The organism is Mucilaginibacter robiniae (genome assembly GCF_012849215.1).
GTDB classification, from domain to species: domain Bacteria; phylum Bacteroidota; class Bacteroidia; order Sphingobacteriales; family Sphingobacteriaceae; genus Mucilaginibacter; species Mucilaginibacter robiniae.
On record NZ_CP051682.1, the window covers coordinates 4,874,899 to 4,896,009 of the forward strand.

At 40.5% G+C, this 21,111-nt stretch carries 18 protein-coding genes and 1 pseudogene; 8 read left to right on the forward strand and 11 right to left on the reverse strand.

Annotation, left to right across the window (positions count from 1 at the left end; genetic code table 11):
• Positions 1-586 precede the first annotated feature (586 nt).
• Positions 587-2,611, reverse strand: coding sequence for a hypothetical protein (locus HH214_RS21300; RefSeq protein WP_169610975.1), 2,025 nt, complete (start codon positions 2,609-2,611; stop codon positions 587-589).
• A 642-nt stretch (positions 2,612-3,253) separates the two neighbouring features.
• Between HH214_RS21300 and HH214_RS21305 the strand changes: the two genes are divergently transcribed.
• Positions 3,254-5,146, forward strand: coding sequence for a hypothetical protein (locus HH214_RS21305; RefSeq protein ID WP_169610976.1), 1,893 nt, complete (start codon positions 3,254-3,256; stop codon positions 5,144-5,146).
• Here HH214_RS21305 and HH214_RS22365 read toward each other — a convergent pair.
• A pseudogene (locus HH214_RS22365) lies at positions 5,139-5,479 on the reverse strand (NAD(P)-dependent oxidoreductase). The gene HH214_RS21305 and the pseudogene HH214_RS22365 overlap by 8 nt on opposite strands.
• 32 nt (positions 5,480-5,511) lie before the next feature.
• Entirely contained in the window at positions 5,512-5,703 is a 192-nt protein-coding gene (locus HH214_RS21320) for an NAD(P)-dependent oxidoreductase (RefSeq protein ID WP_169610977.1), read from the reverse strand.
• A gap of 14 nt (positions 5,704-5,717) precedes the next feature.
• Here HH214_RS21320 and HH214_RS21325 point away from each other — a divergent pair, with 14 nt between their 5' ends.
• The gene (locus HH214_RS21325; protein WP_169610978.1) at positions 5,718-6,479 is read left to right on the forward strand and encodes a hypothetical protein; all 762 of its coding nucleotides are present in this window, start codon (positions 5,718-5,720) and stop codon (positions 6,477-6,479) included.
• Positions 6,466-6,891, forward strand: coding sequence for a hypothetical protein (locus HH214_RS21330; protein ID WP_169610979.1), 426 nt, complete (start codon positions 6,466-6,468; stop codon positions 6,889-6,891). The genes HH214_RS21325 and HH214_RS21330 overlap by 14 nt, the downstream gene beginning before the upstream one ends.
• Before the next feature lie 23 nt (positions 6,892-6,914).
• Here HH214_RS21330 and HH214_RS21335 read toward each other — a convergent pair whose 3' ends face one another.
• Entirely contained in the window at positions 6,915-7,877 is a 963-nt protein-coding gene (locus HH214_RS21335; RefSeq protein ID WP_169610980.1) for a hypothetical protein, read from the reverse strand.
• Positions 7,878-7,998: 121 nt separating this feature from the next.
• On the opposite strand from HH214_RS21335, the gene HH214_RS21340 reads away from it, so the two are divergent.
• Positions 7,999-8,160: a hypothetical protein gene (locus tag HH214_RS21340; protein WP_169610981.1), complete on the forward strand. Its 162-nt coding sequence runs from the start codon at positions 7,999-8,001 to the stop codon at positions 8,158-8,160.
• A gap of 1,001 nt (positions 8,161-9,161) precedes the next feature.
• Complete coding sequence (locus HH214_RS21345; RefSeq protein WP_169610982.1) at positions 9,162-9,821, forward strand: DUF6624 domain-containing protein; 660 nt, start codon at positions 9,162-9,164, stop codon at positions 9,819-9,821.
• A gap of 177 nt (positions 9,822-9,998) precedes the next feature.
• On the opposite strand, the gene HH214_RS21350 is transcribed toward HH214_RS21345, so the two are convergent.
• Positions 9,999-11,519: a HEPN domain-containing protein gene (locus HH214_RS21350; protein ID WP_169610983.1), complete on the reverse strand. Its 1,521-nt coding sequence runs from the start codon at positions 11,517-11,519 to the stop codon at positions 9,999-10,001.
• A 230-nt stretch (positions 11,520-11,749) separates the two neighbouring features.
• Between HH214_RS21350 and HH214_RS21355 the strand changes: the two genes are divergently transcribed.
• Positions 11,750-12,136 (forward strand): helix-turn-helix domain-containing protein, encoded by a 387-nt coding sequence (locus tag HH214_RS21355; protein WP_169610984.1) that lies wholly within the window; start codon positions 11,750-11,752, stop codon positions 12,134-12,136.
• A 9-nt stretch (positions 12,137-12,145) separates the two neighbouring features.
• Positions 12,146-12,508, forward strand: a complete 363-nt coding sequence (locus tag HH214_RS21360; RefSeq protein WP_169610985.1) for an RNA recognition motif domain-containing protein — start codon at positions 12,146-12,148, stop codon at positions 12,506-12,508.
• Positions 12,509-12,664: 156 nt separating this feature from the next.
• Here the strand turns inward: HH214_RS21360 and HH214_RS21365 are convergent, their stop codons facing one another.
• The 5 genes from HH214_RS21365 to HH214_RS21385 form a co-directional block, all read right to left on the reverse strand.
• On the reverse strand, positions 12,665-13,048 hold the full coding sequence (locus HH214_RS21365; protein WP_169610986.1) for a hypothetical protein: 384 nt from the start codon (positions 13,046-13,048) through the stop codon (positions 12,665-12,667).
• A gap of 205 nt (positions 13,049-13,253) precedes the next feature.
• The gene (locus tag HH214_RS21370; RefSeq protein WP_169610987.1) at positions 13,254-14,231 is read right to left on the reverse strand and encodes a DUF5712 family protein; all 978 of its coding nucleotides are present in this window, start codon (positions 14,229-14,231) and stop codon (positions 13,254-13,256) included.
• 39 nt (positions 14,232-14,270) lie between these two features.
• Complete coding sequence (locus HH214_RS21375; protein ID WP_169610988.1) at positions 14,271-14,822, reverse strand: BfmA/BtgA family mobilization protein; 552 nt, start codon at positions 14,820-14,822, stop codon at positions 14,271-14,273.
• Between the two features lie 385 nt (positions 14,823-15,207).
• Complete coding sequence (locus HH214_RS21380; protein WP_169610989.1) at positions 15,208-15,498, reverse strand: hypothetical protein; 291 nt, start codon at positions 15,496-15,498, stop codon at positions 15,208-15,210.
• A gap of 17 nt (positions 15,499-15,515) precedes the next feature.
• Positions 15,516-15,785 carry a helix-turn-helix domain-containing protein gene (locus HH214_RS21385; RefSeq protein WP_169611251.1) on the reverse strand — a complete coding sequence of 90 codons (270 nt, stop codon included), beginning with the start codon at positions 15,783-15,785 and terminating at the stop codon, positions 15,516-15,518.
• Positions 15,786-16,083: 298 nt separating this feature from the next.
• On the opposite strand from HH214_RS21385, the gene HH214_RS21390 reads away from it, so the two are divergent.
• Complete coding sequence (locus HH214_RS21390) at positions 16,084-16,788, forward strand: hypothetical protein (RefSeq protein WP_169610990.1); 705 nt, start codon at positions 16,084-16,086, stop codon at positions 16,786-16,788.
• 359 nt (positions 16,789-17,147) lie between these two features.
• Here HH214_RS21390 and HH214_RS21395 read toward each other — a convergent pair whose 3' ends face one another.
• Positions 17,148-20,372, reverse strand: a complete 3,225-nt coding sequence (locus tag HH214_RS21395; RefSeq protein WP_169610991.1) for an NACHT domain-containing protein — start codon at positions 20,370-20,372, stop codon at positions 17,148-17,150.
• Positions 20,373-21,111: the final 739 nt, after the last annotated feature.

The following is a 21,111-nucleotide window of genomic DNA, read 5'->3' on the forward strand; positions in this document are numbered from 1 at the left end:
TAGTTTACTATAGCACAACATTTTCAACTTTAAACAGTGTACCTGATGTATTGTATAAGAAAAGATTTTGGGTCATGTTTGTACTACCAAACTGATCCTAAATAACAAAAGCCTTTAAGTTTTTACTTAAAGGCTTTAAATAAATTAAATGAATCTTTTCAGCGGTGAGGGAGGGATTCGAACCTGCCTCTGTATACGTTTGATTTATAGCTACTTAAGCACCATGAGATAATTGAACGCCACAGATGTCGCAACTTCCTTTACCTTCGTAAATCTTAATTCAAATATAAACAAATTAAACAGCCAATATTAATATCTAACCATTAATTTGATGGGTTTCCAGTGAATTTTATTTAATTACAATTCGAACCCAGACTAGGGACGAAACTGTAGACCAGTCGCATCTCGATTAAATTATCAAAGTTTAGATTCAAGCCCAGTATTGTGTGCCTAAAATGCCTCCACCCAACTGTGCGCTTCTCGAACCATTTTTTTTATTCGATCTCATCAGATTTTTTAGCTTAAGTATAAAAAAGTAGTACTTGATTGTTTTGTTGAAATTTACAAAAAGCTCACTAACTTAGTATTACTTCCCGAATAGTTTATCAAAAAATGGAATGTGTCTGTTACGAGCATATTCTATAAGCTTGGCAAACGTCATAACTTCGATGTGTAAATTCTTATTAGGTTCTATTTTATAGAAAGTTCCAAATGGAGTTTTATTCCAGCCCTTATCGGTATTAAATTGCTCTAACAGCGGCGGCATCACGTCAAGAATAATAAACCCGAATTTTGGAGTTTCTTTTTTCACAACCACATGCTTGCCTTTGTAATTTTTCTTGTCTACAGAATACAGGAAATCGTCGAAGTACGGCTCAATAAGTTCGGAAAACTCCCAACGGTAATCGTTTTTCTTTTTTTGATGGGCAACATCTCCGGGACGTTTAAACTCGAATATAACCATCGAGTTGACCTCACCATTGCTTTTATCACCGAAACTAATCGGGTTATCAAACATGATCGGCTTTTCGTTTAGACAAATTACATCTGGCTCTTTACTGCTTTTCTTTTGACTTAATGAGGTTATTGATTTGTCTGAAGCAATGAATTTATAAGTGACAAATCTTTCGTCCAATAGCCACAAATTATGAGATTCATAACTGATCTCGTCATTTGTAAAACCTATCGGGAAAATAATATTGTGAATATCCTCTTCAAGCCGGTATTTACCATTGTTGTCTGCTTCAAGGAATTTATCAAATAACTCTATGATCGCCCTACGTCGAATCATATAATCAGCTAAACTATCAATATCATAGGCAGTCTTTTCCTGAATATCTTGTTTAATTTTCTGAATTGCATCTTCGTTCACTTGTTTATTCTCGATGAAATCTTGAAGCTTCTTATCTATATTCCTCCTTGCGTTAAAAGAGATTTTATGCAGATATTCTTCAATTTTATCCTCAGAAGAATTTGGAGGTATGGTTTTCAATAATTCAGGCTTATATCTCAAACTATTGTATCTCAATGCCTTTGAGCTGATATAGGTTTGAACTTCAGCTATACTTCTTTGTGATGATTCCTTTACGTGGCTCTCATATTCATCTTCTAACACAGTTAATAAATCAGCTTCGATTTCTTCAAACGAAATTTCAGACCCACCAAACAAACCGTCCTGCTTTTCAGGGGAAATTGAGAAACCATTACGGGTTTGGTAGTTTTTCTTGTTAAGGTAATCGGACACAACATAAACGTCCAAAAAGTACAGCTGGCCGTTTTGGTTTATGGGGTAGCTAAATAGCCCATTAATATTACCTATACTTTTGGATTGCACCACTCTAGAATTCGCACAATAATAGATGTAGTGATTCTTCCTGTTATTCTCTTTGGGAACTTTAGTTATGTATGCTTTGAACGTATGATTACCGACCTTAAATTCACGTTCATTCTCTTTTGAAACTTTAGAGAATAGATCATTAATTACTTCGGCAGTATTATCTTCAATATCAAGTATTGTTATTTTCGGTAACTCATTGCTTAGATAGTATATCAAACAATGTTGCATTAATTTCCGGGATATTTCTTCAATAGTTATTGCTGTCCGATCTTTAATTATAGGATTAAAACAGTCTAACAATTCTATAGTGGTGGTAGCTTTTTTAGATGATGATATTTCCGGGAGGCTTATGGGCGTGATTTCATTTTCTGAATCGCAGCTAAACTCCCTGAACATCCATTGTTCATCTTGAAAATAATTGCTTTTTATGTGGATGGATTTAAAAGCAGCAAGAACGGTGAAGCGCCCAACACCTTTACAGCCGTATTTTTTGTTTATTTTTGTAAACGGTGTTTCAAAAGATTCAAAATTGTCAGTGTTAAATCCCGTGCCATTATCTGTGATGATAATGGAATTGATAGTTTTGATATTATTGCCAAACAACAATTGTTGCGGATAATCTCCCCGAATTATTTTTATTTGAATTTCTTTATCAGTCTGATGGGATTGTATTAAACTGATTATCGAATTAACTACACACTCAAATAATGGCAAAAATGCGTCGTTGGGTGTCAAATCAACAGTTTCGACGATATTTTTAACAGGCACTATCATATTTTTTGATTTATTCGATAAGCTATAATACACAACCGTAACACTGGTTAAATATATAAAACCTCACTGACATCATTTTAGCTTACTTAACATAGTCATTTTGCGTTGGAAGCAAATTATCAAAAGTCTAATGACTTAAACCACCTATCTCCCCTATACTTTCATATACCGGCGTGTAACCCTCCAATTGCAAGATGCCTTTTTGCAGCTAGTTGATGACATCTTTTTTAGTATCGGGCATGTTCTGTTCAGTTTCGGATTTCAAAGCTATGCTAAAAATATTGGCATTTTACAGACATGCTTAAAAATATATTTTGCTTTTTTGGTGATAACGAATAATGCTTTTTTAGTGAAGTAGGCCAGGGCCTGGATTAAGCGCAGGAATGGCCCTGATGTGGTGGTGCGTGATGCTGAATTCTTAAAGTGAGGATGCTGCGCTTTGTTATGATTTGTTTACGGCTTATGAGGAAAGGCCGGATTATATTGGCGCATTTTGTTTGATGCGAAGCGTTATTAGATATATGATGGTACCGTCTGCAAAGTTGGCTTACCTTTCAGGTTAGAAAGATTTGGGAAATTGCTACTTCACATTATTTGTATTGTTTTCTGTATGTTTATAGCATAATCCTAAATGATCACTGAATGAAAAGTGAGGAAAACACTGAACCAAATGAACCTCTAAAAAATAAAATCATTAAGGGATTAATTTGGTTGCCATTATTGGTTTGGCGTTTTTTTATAAGACAATTCTACCGCATGCAATTTCGATTGAATCACCAATGGCGGGTTAAGGAATTTATTTTTCTAAATTATTGGGTGCTTTTAAGTTTAGCTTTTGTTGTTACTATTCTTAATACTACCCTAAATAAATCCGGTTACTATTTTGCAATTCCCAGCTTAGCAACAGAGTTATATATTTCTGAGAATACCCTACGAACGGTCAGCATCTTTGTTGGTATCGTATTTTCCTTTATCGTACTCTCGTTCAATGTGTTCTATAAATACTTTGGGCGGTTCGCATTTGTGCAGTTTTTTACTAGCAAGTACATCAAGTTCATTTTCACCCTTTTTATCGGGGATATGATGTTACTGATTTATACCTGCGGTTATTTAAAAGAAGGTGCTGCGAGGGATGCCTATGGTGATAGTTTATTTATTTTTTCCATTATAGTTTCGGTAGTTCTGGTTTTATCAATCATACCTACGTTGATTTTATTGTTGCGTTCTTCTCAAAACCGTGACAATATCCGGCAATTGATCAGCCAGTTTAACGGGGATTGGTCTATCAGTTATCACGTCAATATCTTATGGAAAGACGGTAATGAGAACGCACACCTGCAACGCGACCCCATTACGTTGTTGATAGAAATCGGTACCGCGGCGATAAAAGATTTTGACCGCACAACTATCGTATCCATAAAGAAAGGTTGCCTAGATCATTTGAAAAAAATGCATGCTGATTACCCGGTCCAACAGGAAATTCATCCTGACAAGTTTTACCATAAACTCAACGAGCTTACCCGGAATCTATTCCCAGTTGCTATTAAAGAGCGAAACGAAAATGCGGCTCTGATGATCATTCATTTTCAGCTTGAATTAGAAGAATTTTACATACGGAATTTTAAAGATTTTAATCCGACTCAACAGTCCGACCATCATTACGATGGTATTCTCTTCATGGTAGTTATGAAAGAATTCTTTTTAAAAGCGCTACAATTTAATGAAGACGGAGTAAGCGAAACCATTATCAGTACTTTGCGTAAATGGTGGACGTTAGTAATCGACGTTTATTTTCCAGCGGTCAAATACGACTATCCTAAAGGTGAGCGTTTTCCGACCGACAAGAACAGTTTTTTTGTTGGTTCCACTTATTATGAACTCAACAACATCTTTGAACTGGTATTTACTTATAAAAAGCTTTTTTTATATAAGGAAATAGCACTGTTTTTTGGAGTTCTTAACGCTGAAATAGTCAGTTCAAAAAATACCCGAAATACGGTGGTGCACCTCCTTCAAAGAAATGGTTCTTACTTGGTTTCGCTTTTTCAAAAGTTTATCACTTTAACAGATAGCGAGATAACATCAAGCGTTTACCCGTTTGGGCACGGGACGACACAGGAGTTGATTTATATTAAAAGCCAAGTACCCTTGCAATATGAGTTGGACGTTTTCGAGTATTTATTTAGAAATGGTAAGCTTAATGCTTATGTAATTAATATCGTCAAAGCAATCGCTTATCATACGATGGCCCGTTTTACAGAGGATGCTGGTAATAAAAAAGCGTTGTTATCAATCATAGCTAAGTTCGATCACCTGCAAGCTTACGTTAAAGACGATGCCAGTGATACTCAAAAGGAAACCTATTTGCTCTTAGAACGATATCTAGGCTATATCCAAGAATGGATGCCGGAGTATAAAATTAAGGATGAGGATGTGTTACAAGCTGTGTCGACCGCTTTAAGTCATTTTGGATTTAAGGAGAAATTCACAAAAGACTTAGATAAAAAAGGCTACATCATTAAAGATGTTAGATAAAGTCATTTCCATAAATCAAAGTCAATCTTTCACGCAACAGTTCCTCAATTACCTTGACCGTATCACCATAAAACACTCGGTAAATATCTTCCGTAACGTAGCCTACGTGTGGTGTGGCCAATATAGTATCCAGCTTTCGCAGAGGGTAATCGGCTGGTAGCGGTTCGGTATCATAAACGTCTAATGCTACGCCAGCGATTTTCTTGTTCTTAAGGTTTCGATTAATGCGGTTTCATTAACGAGCGGGCCAAGTGAGGTATTGATAAGATAGGCGGATGATTTCACGAGTGCCAGTTCGGCTTGACCGATGGTGTTGCGGGAGCCGTCACTCAATACGAGGTGCAGTGTTACGAAGTCCGACCATTTTAGGAGCTTTTTTTAATTACGAGTACAGCGCCGTGTTCGGCGGCTTTTTCGGTGGCTAGGTATTCACTCCAAGCGATCACTTTCATGTCGAATGCTTTGGCATAGGGGGCTAACTTTTGGCCTACCCGGCCTAAGCCATGATGCCGACGGTTTTGCCTTTGAGGTCGGTGGCCACGGTGGTTTGCCAGCACCCGGTTTTAAAGTTATGGCTTTCGGTGGTAATATGTGTGAAATTAGGCATCTTTGTTTCTTTATTCATCCTGTTTCACTATTGATGGAAATACCTGGTTTTGTAGTTAAAGTCGAAAATGGGCTTGATGTTAAAGCTTTCCTTGAAAAGAATTTCCCCGGCTTTAACCCTACCGAGGTGTCAGCCCAGGCCGATGCGCTATTAGGGCCGATGGCTATTACAGCGATTACACGCAAATGGACGCTTACTGACCCGCCACCACACATTAATTTTTACTTTGGCTCAAAGGATGCTTTCGTTGAAAAAACAGGCGTTTGTCTTTCCCGTACTTTCCGTTGCACGGAACAGGGGGTTGTTGTTCACCATGATTATTTCACCATACCGGAACAGCACCGGCATCAGGGTACGGGAATAAAAATATTGAAGTCTTGGTTCGACCTTTATGTGGCGATGAATATACGGAAGATCTTGGTTCATGCGACGCTGGAAGACGGCGGCTATGTATGGGCAAGGGTTGGTTTTAAGGCAACCCGGCGTGACGAGGTGGATAAGATATTGGCGCGGGCGAAGCGTGAGCTTACAACTGAACGATTCTCGGTGATTCAGGGTTACTATGATGACCATTACAACAATTTTGTGGATCAGCCGTTTCCCTTAGAGTATTGGGCAAGGATAAGCTATATGAAGTCGGTATTGAAGGCAAGTTCATGGCATGGACAGATCGACTTGACAAATGAATCGGAAATGACTAACTTTAACAAATATGTCTCTCAATAAATATCGTCTTACGGAAAGTGCTTATATCGGTGAGGAACTGTTCGCTGACGCTGATTATGAGCTGGAACGGCAGTGCGCCAGCGTGCGCCATGCGGAGGAGCGCGGGCTGATGAGCCGGGAGCAGGCGTTAGATGCATTTGAAGTTACCCCAGAACAATACACCGCTTTCTTAGCACATAATACCTCTCATATCCTGTGGCCAGCGGCTGATACGAAAGTTTGGAGCTGGACGGAGAGCGTGATTACACTGCGGGTCATGAACATTAATCTGATACAGTTCGCTAATCATCAGACGCAGACCCAGGGAAAGCACCTGAAATATTTAAAGACCCTGAATGCAGCTTTGCGCGCCATGAAAAAGCTGACCGAAGAAGTTGAGGTTCAATCCCAAACTTCTGATAGCGATCACTAACGGGTCATCGTTTTACTTTTTCCTTACAGTATGCTATTGCCACTGGCGATCTGATCGCTCTTTTGCTGCAAATAAGACTGCTCAATTTGCTCTTTTGTTAATTTTTGGTGTTCGAGTACGAAAATGGCGTGTTGCATAACATTGTCCATTTCACTTAAAGCGATCAGGTCAAGTAATTTTTCATCGTTTATTAAAGTGAGAACATCCTGATGAGAATGCTGGCCCAGCATGGTGATTAAGGTGACAAATTTTTCAATAGGCTTTTCGGCTGAATTAATTAATTCCGCAATCGTTTCACGATAATTCAAAAAACCGGTCTTACTGTAATACATGTAGGCCATAGCTTTTAATACCGGATCTTTAAGCATAACCTGGTTTTTAAAAATCAGGTCGGCATATTCATTTTTAGTTGTCCCCAGGATGAACCCGAGGTTTGTTCTCACGGCGGGCAGATCACTACCTTTTACAAGAAGGGAATAAATTTTAAAGCGTTGCTGATCGGATAAGCCTTCGGGGTGAGTTATAGATAAATAAGCGATGGCCTGGTTTTTCTTTTCCAGATTACCATGTTCCATATCGTCCAAGGCCTGATTGATCGTTTTGTTACGGGTTTCTTTAAGATAGGCCGATAACCTGGAATCGATATTAGATTCCAGTTCTTTGAGTGCGCGTTGTGATGGCTTGATACCAAACTGATACATAATAATCGGTAACGCGAGCGCCACGACAGCGATAAAGATGCCGAGGATAGTCAATATTTGCCCAAAACTGCCAATGACAGAATTTAGATAATTAATCGTTTGCGTAGCATCCTGTAATTTTTGATTGAGCTGGATCTCTTTTTTTTCAATTTCCAGGTTAAGGCTATCAGTTTGTTTGATGCTTACCACTGCTGAATTTGCCGCGGATTTATCTTTTTGAATTGTTTGTGCTTGTGATAAAGTGAAAAAACACAGTCCTGCAAGGAAAATTAAGATAGGTTTCATTGCACCTAAGTTAATGTTTTCAGGTAAAGCACGATAAAATGTGTACGCATTAACAAATAATTAAATTTGTTTTAATTCTGAATACCCCGCTCCATATCTACAGTTTGTTTTACTATTATATATGGAAGAAAAAGACATCACGATTCTTTTAAATAAGTATAAAGCCGGCACCGCCAGTGTAGAAGAAATCGCTTTAATAGAAACCTGGTACCTGGATTTTACGGAACAAGGCTCAGAATTAATGGGTGAAGCCGAACGTCTGCATACGTTTGACAAGGTTTGAGCGAACCTAGAACAAGAGCAGGGTGTGAAACAGCATAAACGCCTTTGGCCGCGTAATTCGTTAGCCGCTTCAGTTTTATTAGTGCTTTCTTTTGGCGCTTATTTTTAACACGCAGATCAGTTCCAGCGCAACAACTAGTGGAGGTGCAGCCTTTGGATGTTATCCTTATATATTGGCCGTTAAGTAATGAATTTAATTGCCATTCCAATGAGGAAAATTAAGATGATTAAATCTTAAATCCTGTGCAATAAAGTAATCGCCGGAATTTTGTAGTATTTAACCGGCAGTGCTACTAATTTAAATTACATAGTTTACGCTTAGCATTCCGGTATCTTAATGCTTAAACAACTTCGGCAGCTTCCAGGCAGGTTCTGTAAAGGGCAGCGAAGGCAGCGTAGCGAACAGAGCTGTTTATATACCCTTTACAGGTTCTGAATGGAACTGACCTTTGTGGCTGCGATAAGATGAAAAATTACGAGAATGTGGTTTAAGAAGTCTTAAATGCAAAAGTGCCGCTGAAAAACAAATCATTGCAACCTTTTTTATTGAATCACTGAGGTCTTGATGCGGTACCTACCCTTGCATAAGCGGTACATTAGCTTTTTTTGCGTCCCAAATAGCAGGTGTGCTACGAACACAGTGAGTTTCACTCCTATAGTACTTAAAAACAAAGTTGGCCGCGTAGCGAACTATAGCGCGTTAGCGCGTGACGAAATGGAGAGGCCTGCCTTGCTGATTGGTGTCTTTCATTTGTAGGCATATTTATAGCAGAGGCAAAACACTGGGTGTATCAAAAAGTGTGGTGCAAAATGAGTACCAAGTCATATAGTACTTTTTTAGGCGACTTCCAGGAAAAATGCAATTAGTTAACACGCTTAAGAAAAGCTGTTGACTATCGTCTATGATCATGATTATATATCAGCTGTTTATAATTTGTAACAATATTCCCGCAAAACAATAATCTTAAAACTAAGATGTTAGTTTTAAATAAATTATTTGTTATGAAATCCCTACTCATCACTTTATTGTGCTTTACCGGCCTCATTGCACAGGCACAAAACCCCTTTAATTCCACTTTAAAAAAGCAACTGGATAGCGTGATGATTCTAGACCAAAAGTACCGCGATACTTTAACCTGGTTAATGACTCCTGATAAGGTCACTGCCATAACAAAAAGTTTAGGAATAAGCAGCAGTCAGGCTATTAATTATTACAGTAAGCTGCAAAAAAATATCGATTCTGCTAACACCGTTTTTGTTGAAGCTATATTTAATCGTTACGGCTATCCAGGTAAAAGCCTAGTCGGAGATAGTACCAGTGAGGCAGCTTGGTATGTTATACAGCATAGTAAAAAGATTGATAATTATATCCCAGTAATTAAAAAAGCTGCTGAGGCACATGAATTGACTTTCCGTCTATACGCCATGCTGCTTGACCGCTACCTGATGAATAACAACCAAGAGCAGGTATACGGTAGCCAAATGAGTATGCGTACTTTGAAAGCTACACAAAAGAACGAGTGGATAGTATGGCCAATAAAAGACCCAAAACGAGTAAATGCACTCCGCAAAAAAGCAGGTTTTAAAGATACCGTAGAAGACAATGCAGCAAACCTTGATGTAAAATATAAAGTAATAAGGCTGGATGAAATTGTGATGTAAAAATACGTTGTAGTAACGCAATCATATAGGCAAACTTCCTGCGGGTTCGGGCTGAAACTGTGTACAATAAATAATTTCCGCAATTGCTGGCAATAAAGAAGAAAATCAGTTAGGCAAATGCAGCGTAAGAAATAATGCTGCCTTTGCCTAACTGTCGTAAATGCCGGTAATCGTTGTTTATAAGTTTTCCTCAAGTTGTTGCAGGTAGCACTGATAAACTGCTTCAGCTTTGCTGTAAAGCAGGGTTATTTTATCATTCAAGGCGGCAATGGTTGCTTGGTCAGGATCGAAAGATTTGCTGTAGTGTGCCTGTGCATAAGCGTTCTTTAGAAAAGTGAAGTCTTTCACTCCTGACGGAGTATCTAACTGGAATACGTCTTTCATGCTTTCCGTGAAAAGCAGGGTCAGCCGTAGTAACCGCGAGATGTTGTGCATCTGAATGCGGTAACCTAAAACGGCTTGAATAACCGCTTTAAGTATAGTCTCAGTAGCTTTATGCAGCAGGAAGGCGGCCTGGCGATAATTGCCGCCCTCATGGTAAAATGCTGCTCCTTTGAGTAGTTCGTGTCCTTGCTGGCCCCAATAGTTCCAATGAAAATGCGCACGCTCTACAAGCACCTCTTTCGTGATGGTAACGGTTTGCTCAAGTTGTAAACTATTAGACTGATAGACTAAGTGGCCCTGGCTTAAGGCCATGTTCCAAAACCGGCTTCCCTTTATTAGACTTGTTTTGGCACTGGAAGCTTTGTGCAGGATAATGTGAGTATGGGCAAGCCTTTGCAGGTGCCCTTCTATGGCGTTGCACAATTGTCCTTCTTCAGTCTTTTCTTCCTCAGATATTAGTAACAGCAGGTAGTAGGTAAACGGCTCGGCGTGGCAACCTAAATACACGATGAGCTGAACGGCAGGATAACCTTCCAAAATGGCCTCCTTTAGCTTCTGCAATCCTAAAGCGCCCGCAGGGCTGGGTTTTGGATAAAGCGGAGTTAATATCTTGTTTTCAATTTCTGAAGCTTCTCTTACCTGCTCTGCAATATTGAGATGTTCCAATGGTTCGCTAGTGGCCAGCTTAGGAATTCCGGATGGAACCGATATGTCCACCTTTTTTCTTTTCAGGTGCGGACGGTCACTGTTGCGCTGGCAAATAATCCATGCCGCCGCATACAGCTCCAAGATGTTTTCATACACTGTGATTACTTCTTCGGCATCCAAATCGGGGTCGCGGTTTTCCGTCCGGGTCAATGCCATATGCAGCCATTCATATAGGTGATCGCGGTAAACAGCCAGATCGTAGGTCTCAAAGAACTTTTGGATAACCAGGTATGGGTTAGCCAGCCAGCTATCGTCAAGGTTCATTGGAAAGTAATCCCAGGTACTTCGTTCTTCGGCCAACTGCTCAGCGGTCGGCGGCTTATACCTGTAAACAATATTGCGGTGCTCATGCCAGAGCAGGAACATGGCTTCCATCAGCCGAACATGTTCCTCCCAGACGTAAAGCAGCATGCCCGGGCCATTACGCTCGTTTACATAGTACTCCAATCTTACGGCGTAGTCACGCCATTGCTTGAGGTGTTTGGCATGACCTTCCATATCATCAATTTCAAAAAAGTCGATAACCACCTTAAGCGGATTGATCATCTCATCGTGCCTTAACAGTTTCGGCGCATTCTCCCAGGGGGCGTAAGTTCCTATGTACATTGCTTTGCCATTTACCAGCGGCCTGCATTGACCGGCTGAAACAAAGTTGAACAGAGAAACGGTGGTATATCACAAAGGTGCATTGTAGTATACAAACAAGCCTTTATGAATAACAAGCAACGATTTGTGCTTTACAAAACACGCTTTAATGGCTATATTTACATAAACAGGCTACAGTGTAACTTAAGCTCCTTTTCACATTGTTTACTTATTTATACATTTGACCCATCATGGCAGAGACACTACACATCGGACGCAAAATTGCACGTATCAGGGAACTTAAAGGGATCAAGCAGGAAGCATTGGCAATCGACTTGGGCGTTACCCAGCAAACCGTTTCCAACATTGAGAAAAGTGAAAAGATAGAGGATGAGGTGCTAGATAAAATCGCAAAAGCTTTGGGTGTACCAGCCGATGCCGTTAAAAATTTTAGCGAGGAAGCTGTATTTAATTACTTTAATAGCTTCCATGATAGCAGCACAGGCGACTTCAGGCATCATTGTACTTTCAACCCGATTGATAAAATTGTCGAACTATACGATGAGAAAGTAGAACTATTAGAGCGCCTTTTAGCCAGCGAACGCGAAAAGGTTGAACTACTTAGAAATTCTAAATAAAGTTATACTATGGTCAAGCTATTTGTCAGTGGCTTTCCCCTTGAAAGCACTGAGCTTGAACTGGCTCAAATGATTGCGCCATCTGGCGACATCTCCACGATTAAAATTGTTCGCGACAAAAAGACCCGGATTTGCAAGGGCTATGCCTTTGTCGAAATGCTTACCGATGAGGGTGCCGTTAAGGCCAGTGCCGCTTTGGACGGGCTTGAACTTGAAGGCCGGGAACTAACCGTTAAGATTAATGTAGACCAGCCTGTAAATCCTGCAATAACGTCAAGATTCCGGCCACGAACCGGTTCCTACTCTAGAAATATGCAACAGTCGCCTACGAATCCTGTTAGGGCTAAGCGACTCCGGCGACCACTTCAGTAAATCAGCTTTGCTATTTTTTTCACAACAAAGCAGCGGTATTATGAGCGTAGCAAATTTTACGGCTGCCTTCTGGTCCGAGGCTAAAGGTGCAACGGAGATCGGCGTGCTTAGCGCCGGACGCAGTGGAGTCTTTGGCCCCGGACCCTTCTTTATTGCCTACTTTTCACTTACCATGAAATGCAGCATGCTTTGCAGGTCTTTGATATATTCTTCCCTACCGTTAGCTGCATCAACCCTGATGAGCACCCTTTTGCCATCTTTATATTCATGGATGAACATGGCAGGGTCTTCTTTAATACCAGCGGAATAGGAAAAGTACAGCCCCTGGTCAAGTGAAGCTTGTACGGCTTCCGTAATTACTGGTTCCAGGTGGGCTTTGAACTCTTGGTCGTCCATCGCAAAGATATCCTTTTCACTAAGTTTGTCCATAAGCTTGTAATGCTCACTGGCCTTGTTGATTCCATGGCGCAACTGTTCCCACTCCAATAGCGTTAAGAAAACGCCTTGCGGCTTTTGCTGCTGGTCCAGTACGACTTCCATGATGATAACCCTTCTTGTAATATTGTATAACTCAAAAATATGCAACTTGTGTAATATATGCTTTGGTAATAAGGCAGGGCAACCAGCTACCGCTGGCTGGTCCTTGCCTGTTTTTGCTTCCCGCAGGTCCAGCCCAGGGTGACGCTTAGCTATACTGCCCTGTCGCTATAGCGCTATGCTGCTCTGTAGCTATATAGCTACGTAGTTAACGCCTGTACTGCTGCCCTAGGGACTTTTTCTTTCTTTTTTTCCTTTGCCCGTCGTCATGATCAGGAACGATATTCGCCCCCGGCATGTACAGCGGTTCCAGCGTTGCCTCTATAAAACTAGCCGCTGTCTTGCCTACTGTTGCCAGCATGTCGCCGGTAGCCTTCAACAACCCTTCAGCAACACCCTCGGCAAGTTCGCTTGCGTCCGACCTACCCTCTTTATTCTGCGACGCACCTGAATTTAATACGCCCACCTGCTCCCGCTCCGCCAGGTCGCCGTTCTTCTGTACATTGGCATAGGCCATGGTGTCTTTAAGCTGCCGGTCGAACGAAAACAAACTATCAAAAAGTGTCTCACCGCTCTGCTTGAAAGCCACCCGGTCAAACTGGCCCATCTTCCTGGAGTGCTCCGCGTTCTTTCCCCGGGAGGTGTTCATCGGGCTAAGCTTTATCTTATTCGTGGCATCCTTACGGCTGACAATGACCTGAACATGCATTTGTTCGCCTTCCTTTCGTTCACCGCGCTGTTTCAACCCTTGCCCCACCTCCGGGTCTTTGTAGCTGTAATAACGATGGTTTTCCAGCTTGGCGAACCATACCAGGTCATCATGGCTGTTAACCCCGCCCCGGTTGAAGTTCTGCGCGTAGGCATCCATCACCCTAATGGCAAACCCTTTCATTTGCTCCCTGGCACCATCCTCACCGTACTGCTCAATCAGAAAAGCAATCTCTTTCTGGCTAGGACTAATATTGACCAGGAAGAACTTGGCATCGTCTCTGCCCAGCTTGGCAACATTACCATCGATCTTTGCTTTGACCTCGTAAGGTTCGATCCTGAGCCCTTGTCCATTGAACCAGTATTCCGGCTGCTGCCCTTTAAAATCAAGCCGGTTCTCCTTTTCGAGGTAATGCACCAGCCCGCCGCTGCTGCCTTTATTGGCAGCTTCCTTGTTGTCCGTGATATTGATAAACATTTTGCCCCGTAACCCCTACAGTAAGAAATTCAATAACCATTATAATAAACCGATCTGCGCTTTTGTAGCTGTGATCAGTTCTTCTTTATCCCTGGCCGATGTCATCATCCCAAACGCATCGCGGGACTTGATATAGCTGTCCAGGATATATAGGAACTGCGACTTAAGGGCTTCTTTGCTTTTAAGCGCTTTCTGTACTGCTTCCATGTTTACTCCTATTGCAGTAAGCTTTTGATCATGGATATTTTGGTTATTCAGCAGGTCGGTATTAGCTTTGATTATTTGGGTATTAAAGCGTTCGATGATCTTTCCTTGTGAGACGGACACCCTGTCCATTTCTGTTTTGATAGGGATGAGCAGCATGTTTTCCTGACTTTTGATAAAGCCGATATACTGCTGGTGGTTCTTTATCAGTGCATTCTTGAGGAGTTCATCATTCAAGTCTATTGGGTCTTTCTTGCTTTTGTAAAAATAGTCTACCATCTGGATAAAGACCTGGCGCTTCGTGCGGCCAAGTTTAACGGCTATCTTTTCAAACTTCTGATCAACTAAAATAGGGTATCTCACTGATCTTACATTGATGTCTTCCATTGTAAATCTTTTTAAACTGATGAGCTGTTTACACAGCTGTGCCGATATACTGATATACAGGATACCCAGAAGTATCCTGTTTTCCTTTCCCTGATTGGCAGTAACGCCCTAAAGTATCCCCGGAGGATACGCAAAACCCCCGTAGCGAAGCGTAGGGCAAGCAAAGTAGGGCTCTGCCCAACTTCCGCTTGCTCCTTTTCTTCCAGAAGAAAAGGACGCGTTTGGGTATGAGTGCCGCCGCCAAATGGCGGACGGCTCCCTGGAAACCCATGAAAAAAAGTACCGAAGAATTGCTTTCCATCATCATATTAACGTGCTTCTTATCCGGGAGATGGGTCTGCTCATTGCTAGTAGATACATAGCTACATGGATATATAAATAACTATTACTCCACATCAACACACCTTTCCTCACCTAATAGCAGACTGACCTGACTGCCTTTATAGTAGTTGTAAGTCGGCTGGTACTCGATGTAGCCGAAAGCTTTAAGCTCTCGGATGCACTTGTGATAAGTGGCAACAGACTGCAACCTGGCCAATGGCATCAGCTCCCTGCGGCTGATGGTAAACAGGTCCGCACTGCCGCTCTGCCGCCATAAAAAAAACAGGGCCAGGTACAGGCTCTGATGCGTGGGCAACAGGCGCACGTCAAACCGCGCTTTGCCATAGAATGCCATGATGGGACTTAGCTGGCTCATGGCTTTCCCTTTCCGTCCAGCAGCTTCTGGATATCTTCCTGCTTATAATACAGGATACCTCCGATCTTGGTATAAGTCAGTGTGCCGTTTACCCGCAGGTTTTGCAGGGTGCCGGGCGAAATGTCTAAAAGCGTGCGCACTTCCTGACTTTTGATCCACTGCTTTCTCTGCGCTTTAACAGGAGAAAGTATGCTCTTCATCTCTTCCAACAGTTCGGCTTTGAAGGCCTTTAAATCTTCTTTTGTAATTAACTCGTTTAACGTCATCATTCATAGCTTTGTGATCTTGCATAATAAAATAGTAGGGTTGCTTTTCTCCTAGCACATTAGCAACTGTTGCTCCGTGCAAAGGCGCATCCACCTTGATTATAAGCTAATTTACACCATTGTTTTGATAGTATAAAATATATCAAAACAAATGATTAAGTTTGAACTTTTGCTGCTTGCTGTAGCCAGCATTCATTTTGATATCCTTCGATTGAATCTAATTGCAGGTATTTGACCCAAAGTAAAATGGAGGATAGCAGAAGCCCTCAAAATGTCATGAAAAATATTTTTATAAAAAGTGAAAAAAGTCAGTTTTAAAACTTACCTCAATGACCGCCTTAAGGAGGTAAACTTCCATGGGCAGCCAACTTATCCGCTATATGTGCAGGTGACTTATGAGCGTAAAACCATCTTTTTCAAAAGCTATTATTTTGAGCTGTTCACAAAGCCACGGTTCGCAGTTATGCTGCCTGATGGTAGTACCAAAGGCCCGGATGTAGCATTAGCTACTAAAAAAGAAGAAGATGTAATCAGGTTCGTCATTGGTAAGCTGGAGGATGACTTCTCCCTTGAAGCTTTCAGGAAGTTGTACGCCTACTTCAGCCGGGACATTTGTGAGGCTATGGAAGTAGAGTTCATAGATTACTTATACGTTTTCTTTGAAGATAAAAAGCTACCTAATATGGCTGAGCTCATTAAGTGGGGAACGAAGCATGTGATTACCTATGACCTGATGACAGAACTGCAAAATACGCTTGATAAAGCGTTATATCAAGAACTAATTGACGGTGCTTTTGAGGATGCTCCCCCTTACGTGCAAATGTATAGTTTTATGCTGCACATTAAGAATTGGCCGGAGCTTTGCCTTACCGCAATGGAATGGTACAACCTGGAAACGGTTCAGGTTTTTAAGGTTTATGTAGAAGAGCATTTCTCTGATTTACCGTCGAATATACTGATTAAGCAGGTTGACAACTGGCCACATTACAGACGAAAATTATAGGGCAAGATTTAGCCTCGCGCTGGCCTGGTTTTTGGACGGAGCCGGAATCAAATGCAATTAATTATTAAAATAAATTGCAAAATAAATTTGATAATTTTTACAACCTATGCCGCTGATGAAAAAGTGCCTGATTAATGTATTAGTTAGAATTAGGATTATTTAATTTCTACACATTTAAATTATATAGGGCTTTACAAATACCAAGATCTTCACTGGTTGAACGAATAGGGGAGCAAAATCTTATGGTGTTAATAGGGTATTCCCCCAATATTTATCAATCGTGGAATAATAGTCAGCGGTTTGGTAAAAAAGTGCTTCATCGACTAAGGAATACAAAATCAATTTGAATATTCATAAAATTACATAAAAGTATTAACACGTTCGAGCTTTTGTATTGCCTCAATAGCCAATCTGCCCAACTTTGGATGATTGACAAACTCTTTTAGTCGTGCTATATCGGTAATTTCGCCAATTGATTCTAGCATATAGATCGCATGTTGCAAAATTTCCTCAGGTGCATCCCAACTAAATAATATGGACTTTTGAATCCCAGGATTACTAAGGGCTTTGCGACAAAAGAATGCGGTCATTTCAGGTAGCCCTAACTGTAGATATGCATTCGTCGAATCGTTCAGTTTATAACTCCTAATCGCCCAATCAGCCCAATAAATTCCGTCGACCACATACTTTGAATCACCTCTTTTTAGAAAGTTAATTGCTATTTGGCATCTTTTTACACGTTCGACTATATTCAAATTAATTGAATTAAGGTTATATACACACTCGGCAATTCCAGATAGGGTGTTTGCTAACTCACTTTCATATGTCCCTAATAGACTAGTAATTTGATAGCCCATTTGACCCATGACTACATGTGTAATGAAAAAAAGGTCTGACCGCTCTTGCGCGAAACCATTAAGCTCTTCGGGTGGCATTCTAAACTTCTCCAAATAAAAGCAATCATTCACTGTGCCGAACGTACTCAACTTGGACACCAAACCACTGGCGAAAATGTCATAAGTACTACCTTTTAAAGCCATCAATAATATGGCTTTTAGCTCACTCTCTTCAAGCGAATCAAGTTGAATTCTATAAGATTTGCCGTAAGGATGATCAAATTGTTTGTAATAAACAGCATATGCCATCGGCCAGTATTCCGCATCATCAAGGTTAGCTAAGCAGTTTTCAATTTCTTTTTTTGTAACTTGCTCATAGTTTACCTCGTCAGCTTCTGTCGCTCCTAACGCTTGTAAAGCCTCAAAGATAGTTGTGGGCAAGGAGCTGTAATGTGAGGCAAGTTCGTTAACGGCATCGATCAGTTCAAGTCGTTGCAATTCATTGCTCCAACAATAACCGACAGACCAGCATATATCTAGTTTCAAGTGGTATGGTGCTACCCACCATTTTTGACTCAGAATTGAAAAAATGTAGGGATAGAGTAATTTGGTATCTTCGCCTAACTTAAAAAAAGAAGTTGCGATATAAATTTGCCCGAAAGACTGAGTAGGTTCTTTGCGCAAATATTCTCGGATAGGAATTAGAAATTTTTTGTTGTTGTTAAATGAGTGAAAATTGTGCAGAACCTTTACAATCCGTGTAATAGCCAAAGCTGGACTTCCGGTCAAAGAAAGGTACATACAAGCGAAAATACCGTCAATCACATCCTGCTTATCTCGCCCTTTCATTTCAGTAGTGAACATTGTAGGCAGTGCATCAAGATTCCGCTGGTCAAGTTGAGATAACAAGGGCCAAACATCGTTAAAGAAATACCCATTCTCAAAGAGTATTGGAACTGCCTCTATAAATGCTAAATTACTCTGATTCCAAGAAGTTAATGTTTCTTGTTTAATTTTTGTGTTCCATAACCCTTTGTTTTTTTCGTCAAATTCAAAGTCATTAATTTCATTTTTAATTCCATCAAATATTGAAATGAATTGATTTTTCACCCATTGTTGCGCAAATCTCCCGCACTCACCTAAAAAGCAAGCTGCAATCAGTTCTTTATCAACAACCTCAAGAAGTATTAGAGCCAAAATTTGAGTGTCATCTACAGCACCGAGAATCAGTGTTTTACGATTGAAATTAACTGGCGAGGAAAGTGCTTTTAAAACAGCATCACGTTGATTCTTAGAAAATCGCACGATGCTTTCCGCAATATAATTATTTAAAAAAATTTCGTGCCTAAAACTTAAGCGGTCTGTATAGCGGCGAAGTATGCCAGAATCTATTAATTCATCAATGATCGAACTATTTATTCCCGCCTCCAAGAAAACTCGCTCAACAATGCGTTCAGTTGTACTAGACGCTAATTGATCAAATAAGTAGGCAGCAAGTGTGTCTAATGCCAGGATTCCGTCGGCTGAATTTCCACCTAGTTTTTTTCGAGTAAAAAGGTCGAATAACCCGAACCGGCTTAATGCACTAGCCCCTTCTTTTCCCAGTTCACCCGCAACACGAGCCTCCAGGCCAGTTTCAACGATCTCAAGAAGCGGCTCGATCAATGTTAAGGTATCATGGTCAACTACATTACCAGCAATTTTTTTCTTCAATTCGTGATTTGGCAACTGAACTTCGAAAACATTGCATTTTAGTGATGCGATGAGGGGATCATTCTCTTGACTAATTATCATTGTGCGGATTAGGAATCGTTCACACATGATTTTCACACAGCGGACTAGCTGTGCCCGTTGAACAGCAGAACATTCGTTGATACCGTCAAGTATTAGGACAATATCATAGTTTAATTGTTCTCGGTCTTTCAGCAAATTAGCCGCAGAGTTATAGCCAAGCAACTTAACTTCCTCATCTATCATCGGACCTAACTGACGTTCGAAGTGTAAAGCCTGTAAATAAATCGGTATTATTCGAAAATTTAGCGCAATTTCGCCCATTTTTTGTGCTAACATTGACTTTCCACATCCAGATGGGCCAACAATATGCAAGTTATGTTGAAAGAAGTGAATTGAGTTAATTTGACTTATTGATAGATTTTCCTCTTTGTAGCGAAACTGGAAATCTATAAAACTGTCTAAATTTTCGCTATAGGATAAACGATATAATTTTCCGTAATTCCTAAGCTGTTGTTCAATCTGCTTATAAGCAGGACTAATTGCCCAGTTTACACCTTCAACAGCTTCTAAACTAAGCCTATCGGCCAACTGACGACAACTTTCCAAAGTTGAGCCAAAGTTTTTTTTAAAAGGGGTAAAATCTTTTATGTCTTGGAGATTTTTAACACTGACTTTGTGGTCGCCACTGACAATCTTAGAGTTTTTGTTCAGCTGAGGCGAAAAAAGCAAAAGAGCTTCTGGGTAGCCAATGTTATGATGCGTAATCAAAGTTAAAGCATCTCTGACAACATGCTTTGCAGTGAGGGCCTGCTCGTAATAATTGCGAGTCGGTTTCCACTCGCCGGTTGGTGTTTTTATTTGCCAATTACCGTTGTAATCACCTTGTAACTCCAAATGGCCACCTTTAATCTCAACAACGATAAGCCTATTTTCAAGTCCAATTATCAAATCGACCTGCACCGATTTAATGTGAAAGTTTGCCAACAAAACAGCGTTGACCTGTAAGGCTTCCAAGAGTGTTACAATGTATTGCAGGCATACTCGCTCCGATACGTGGACAACCGGGGATCCAATATATATATCTATCTTATTTGGCATTCATTTTTATATTGCGCTAACTGGTAGACGGGTCTAATTGATAGTTGATCGTCACCGTTGTACTGTCAAACGCCCTTGATGATCAACTTCGTTAATATTACACTTTGTATTTGATTCATATTCTTGCGAAAAATGATTTAAGGATTAAGTGTCTAGTAGATATAAATTCAATAGCTTTCACTCTCTCGGTAAAATCCAGTATGCCCATTGTGATAGGTTTAATTTACAGTTGTTGCAACTTATATATTTTTCATTGTAAATTTATTACAAATAAGGAACACCTCATAATATATAGATGGCGACACCCATGAAAGTACTACCTATCGACAAGTTATTGAATATACTCAACTGGCATGTGCGCTAAAGAAGGCATGATGGATGTTTCCAGCACGAGCGCTTCTCAATTTACTGTAAACTAAATATAAAAATCCTAAATTCTAATCTAGCTTCTTAGTTTTTTAAAGCTGCCTGTTACGTGTTTATGATGGACATTTAAGTAATTCACAAGAGGTTATTTCGCTAATGGTAATATTTGACAAACGCAATTATCCCTCTCTCATGCATCCATTGTATAGCATTTGCGGGTTAGCTAGCACTCCCAATCAGTAGGCATAATGAATTTTGTTGGGGACAGTTCCGTCTACTTGACCTTTTT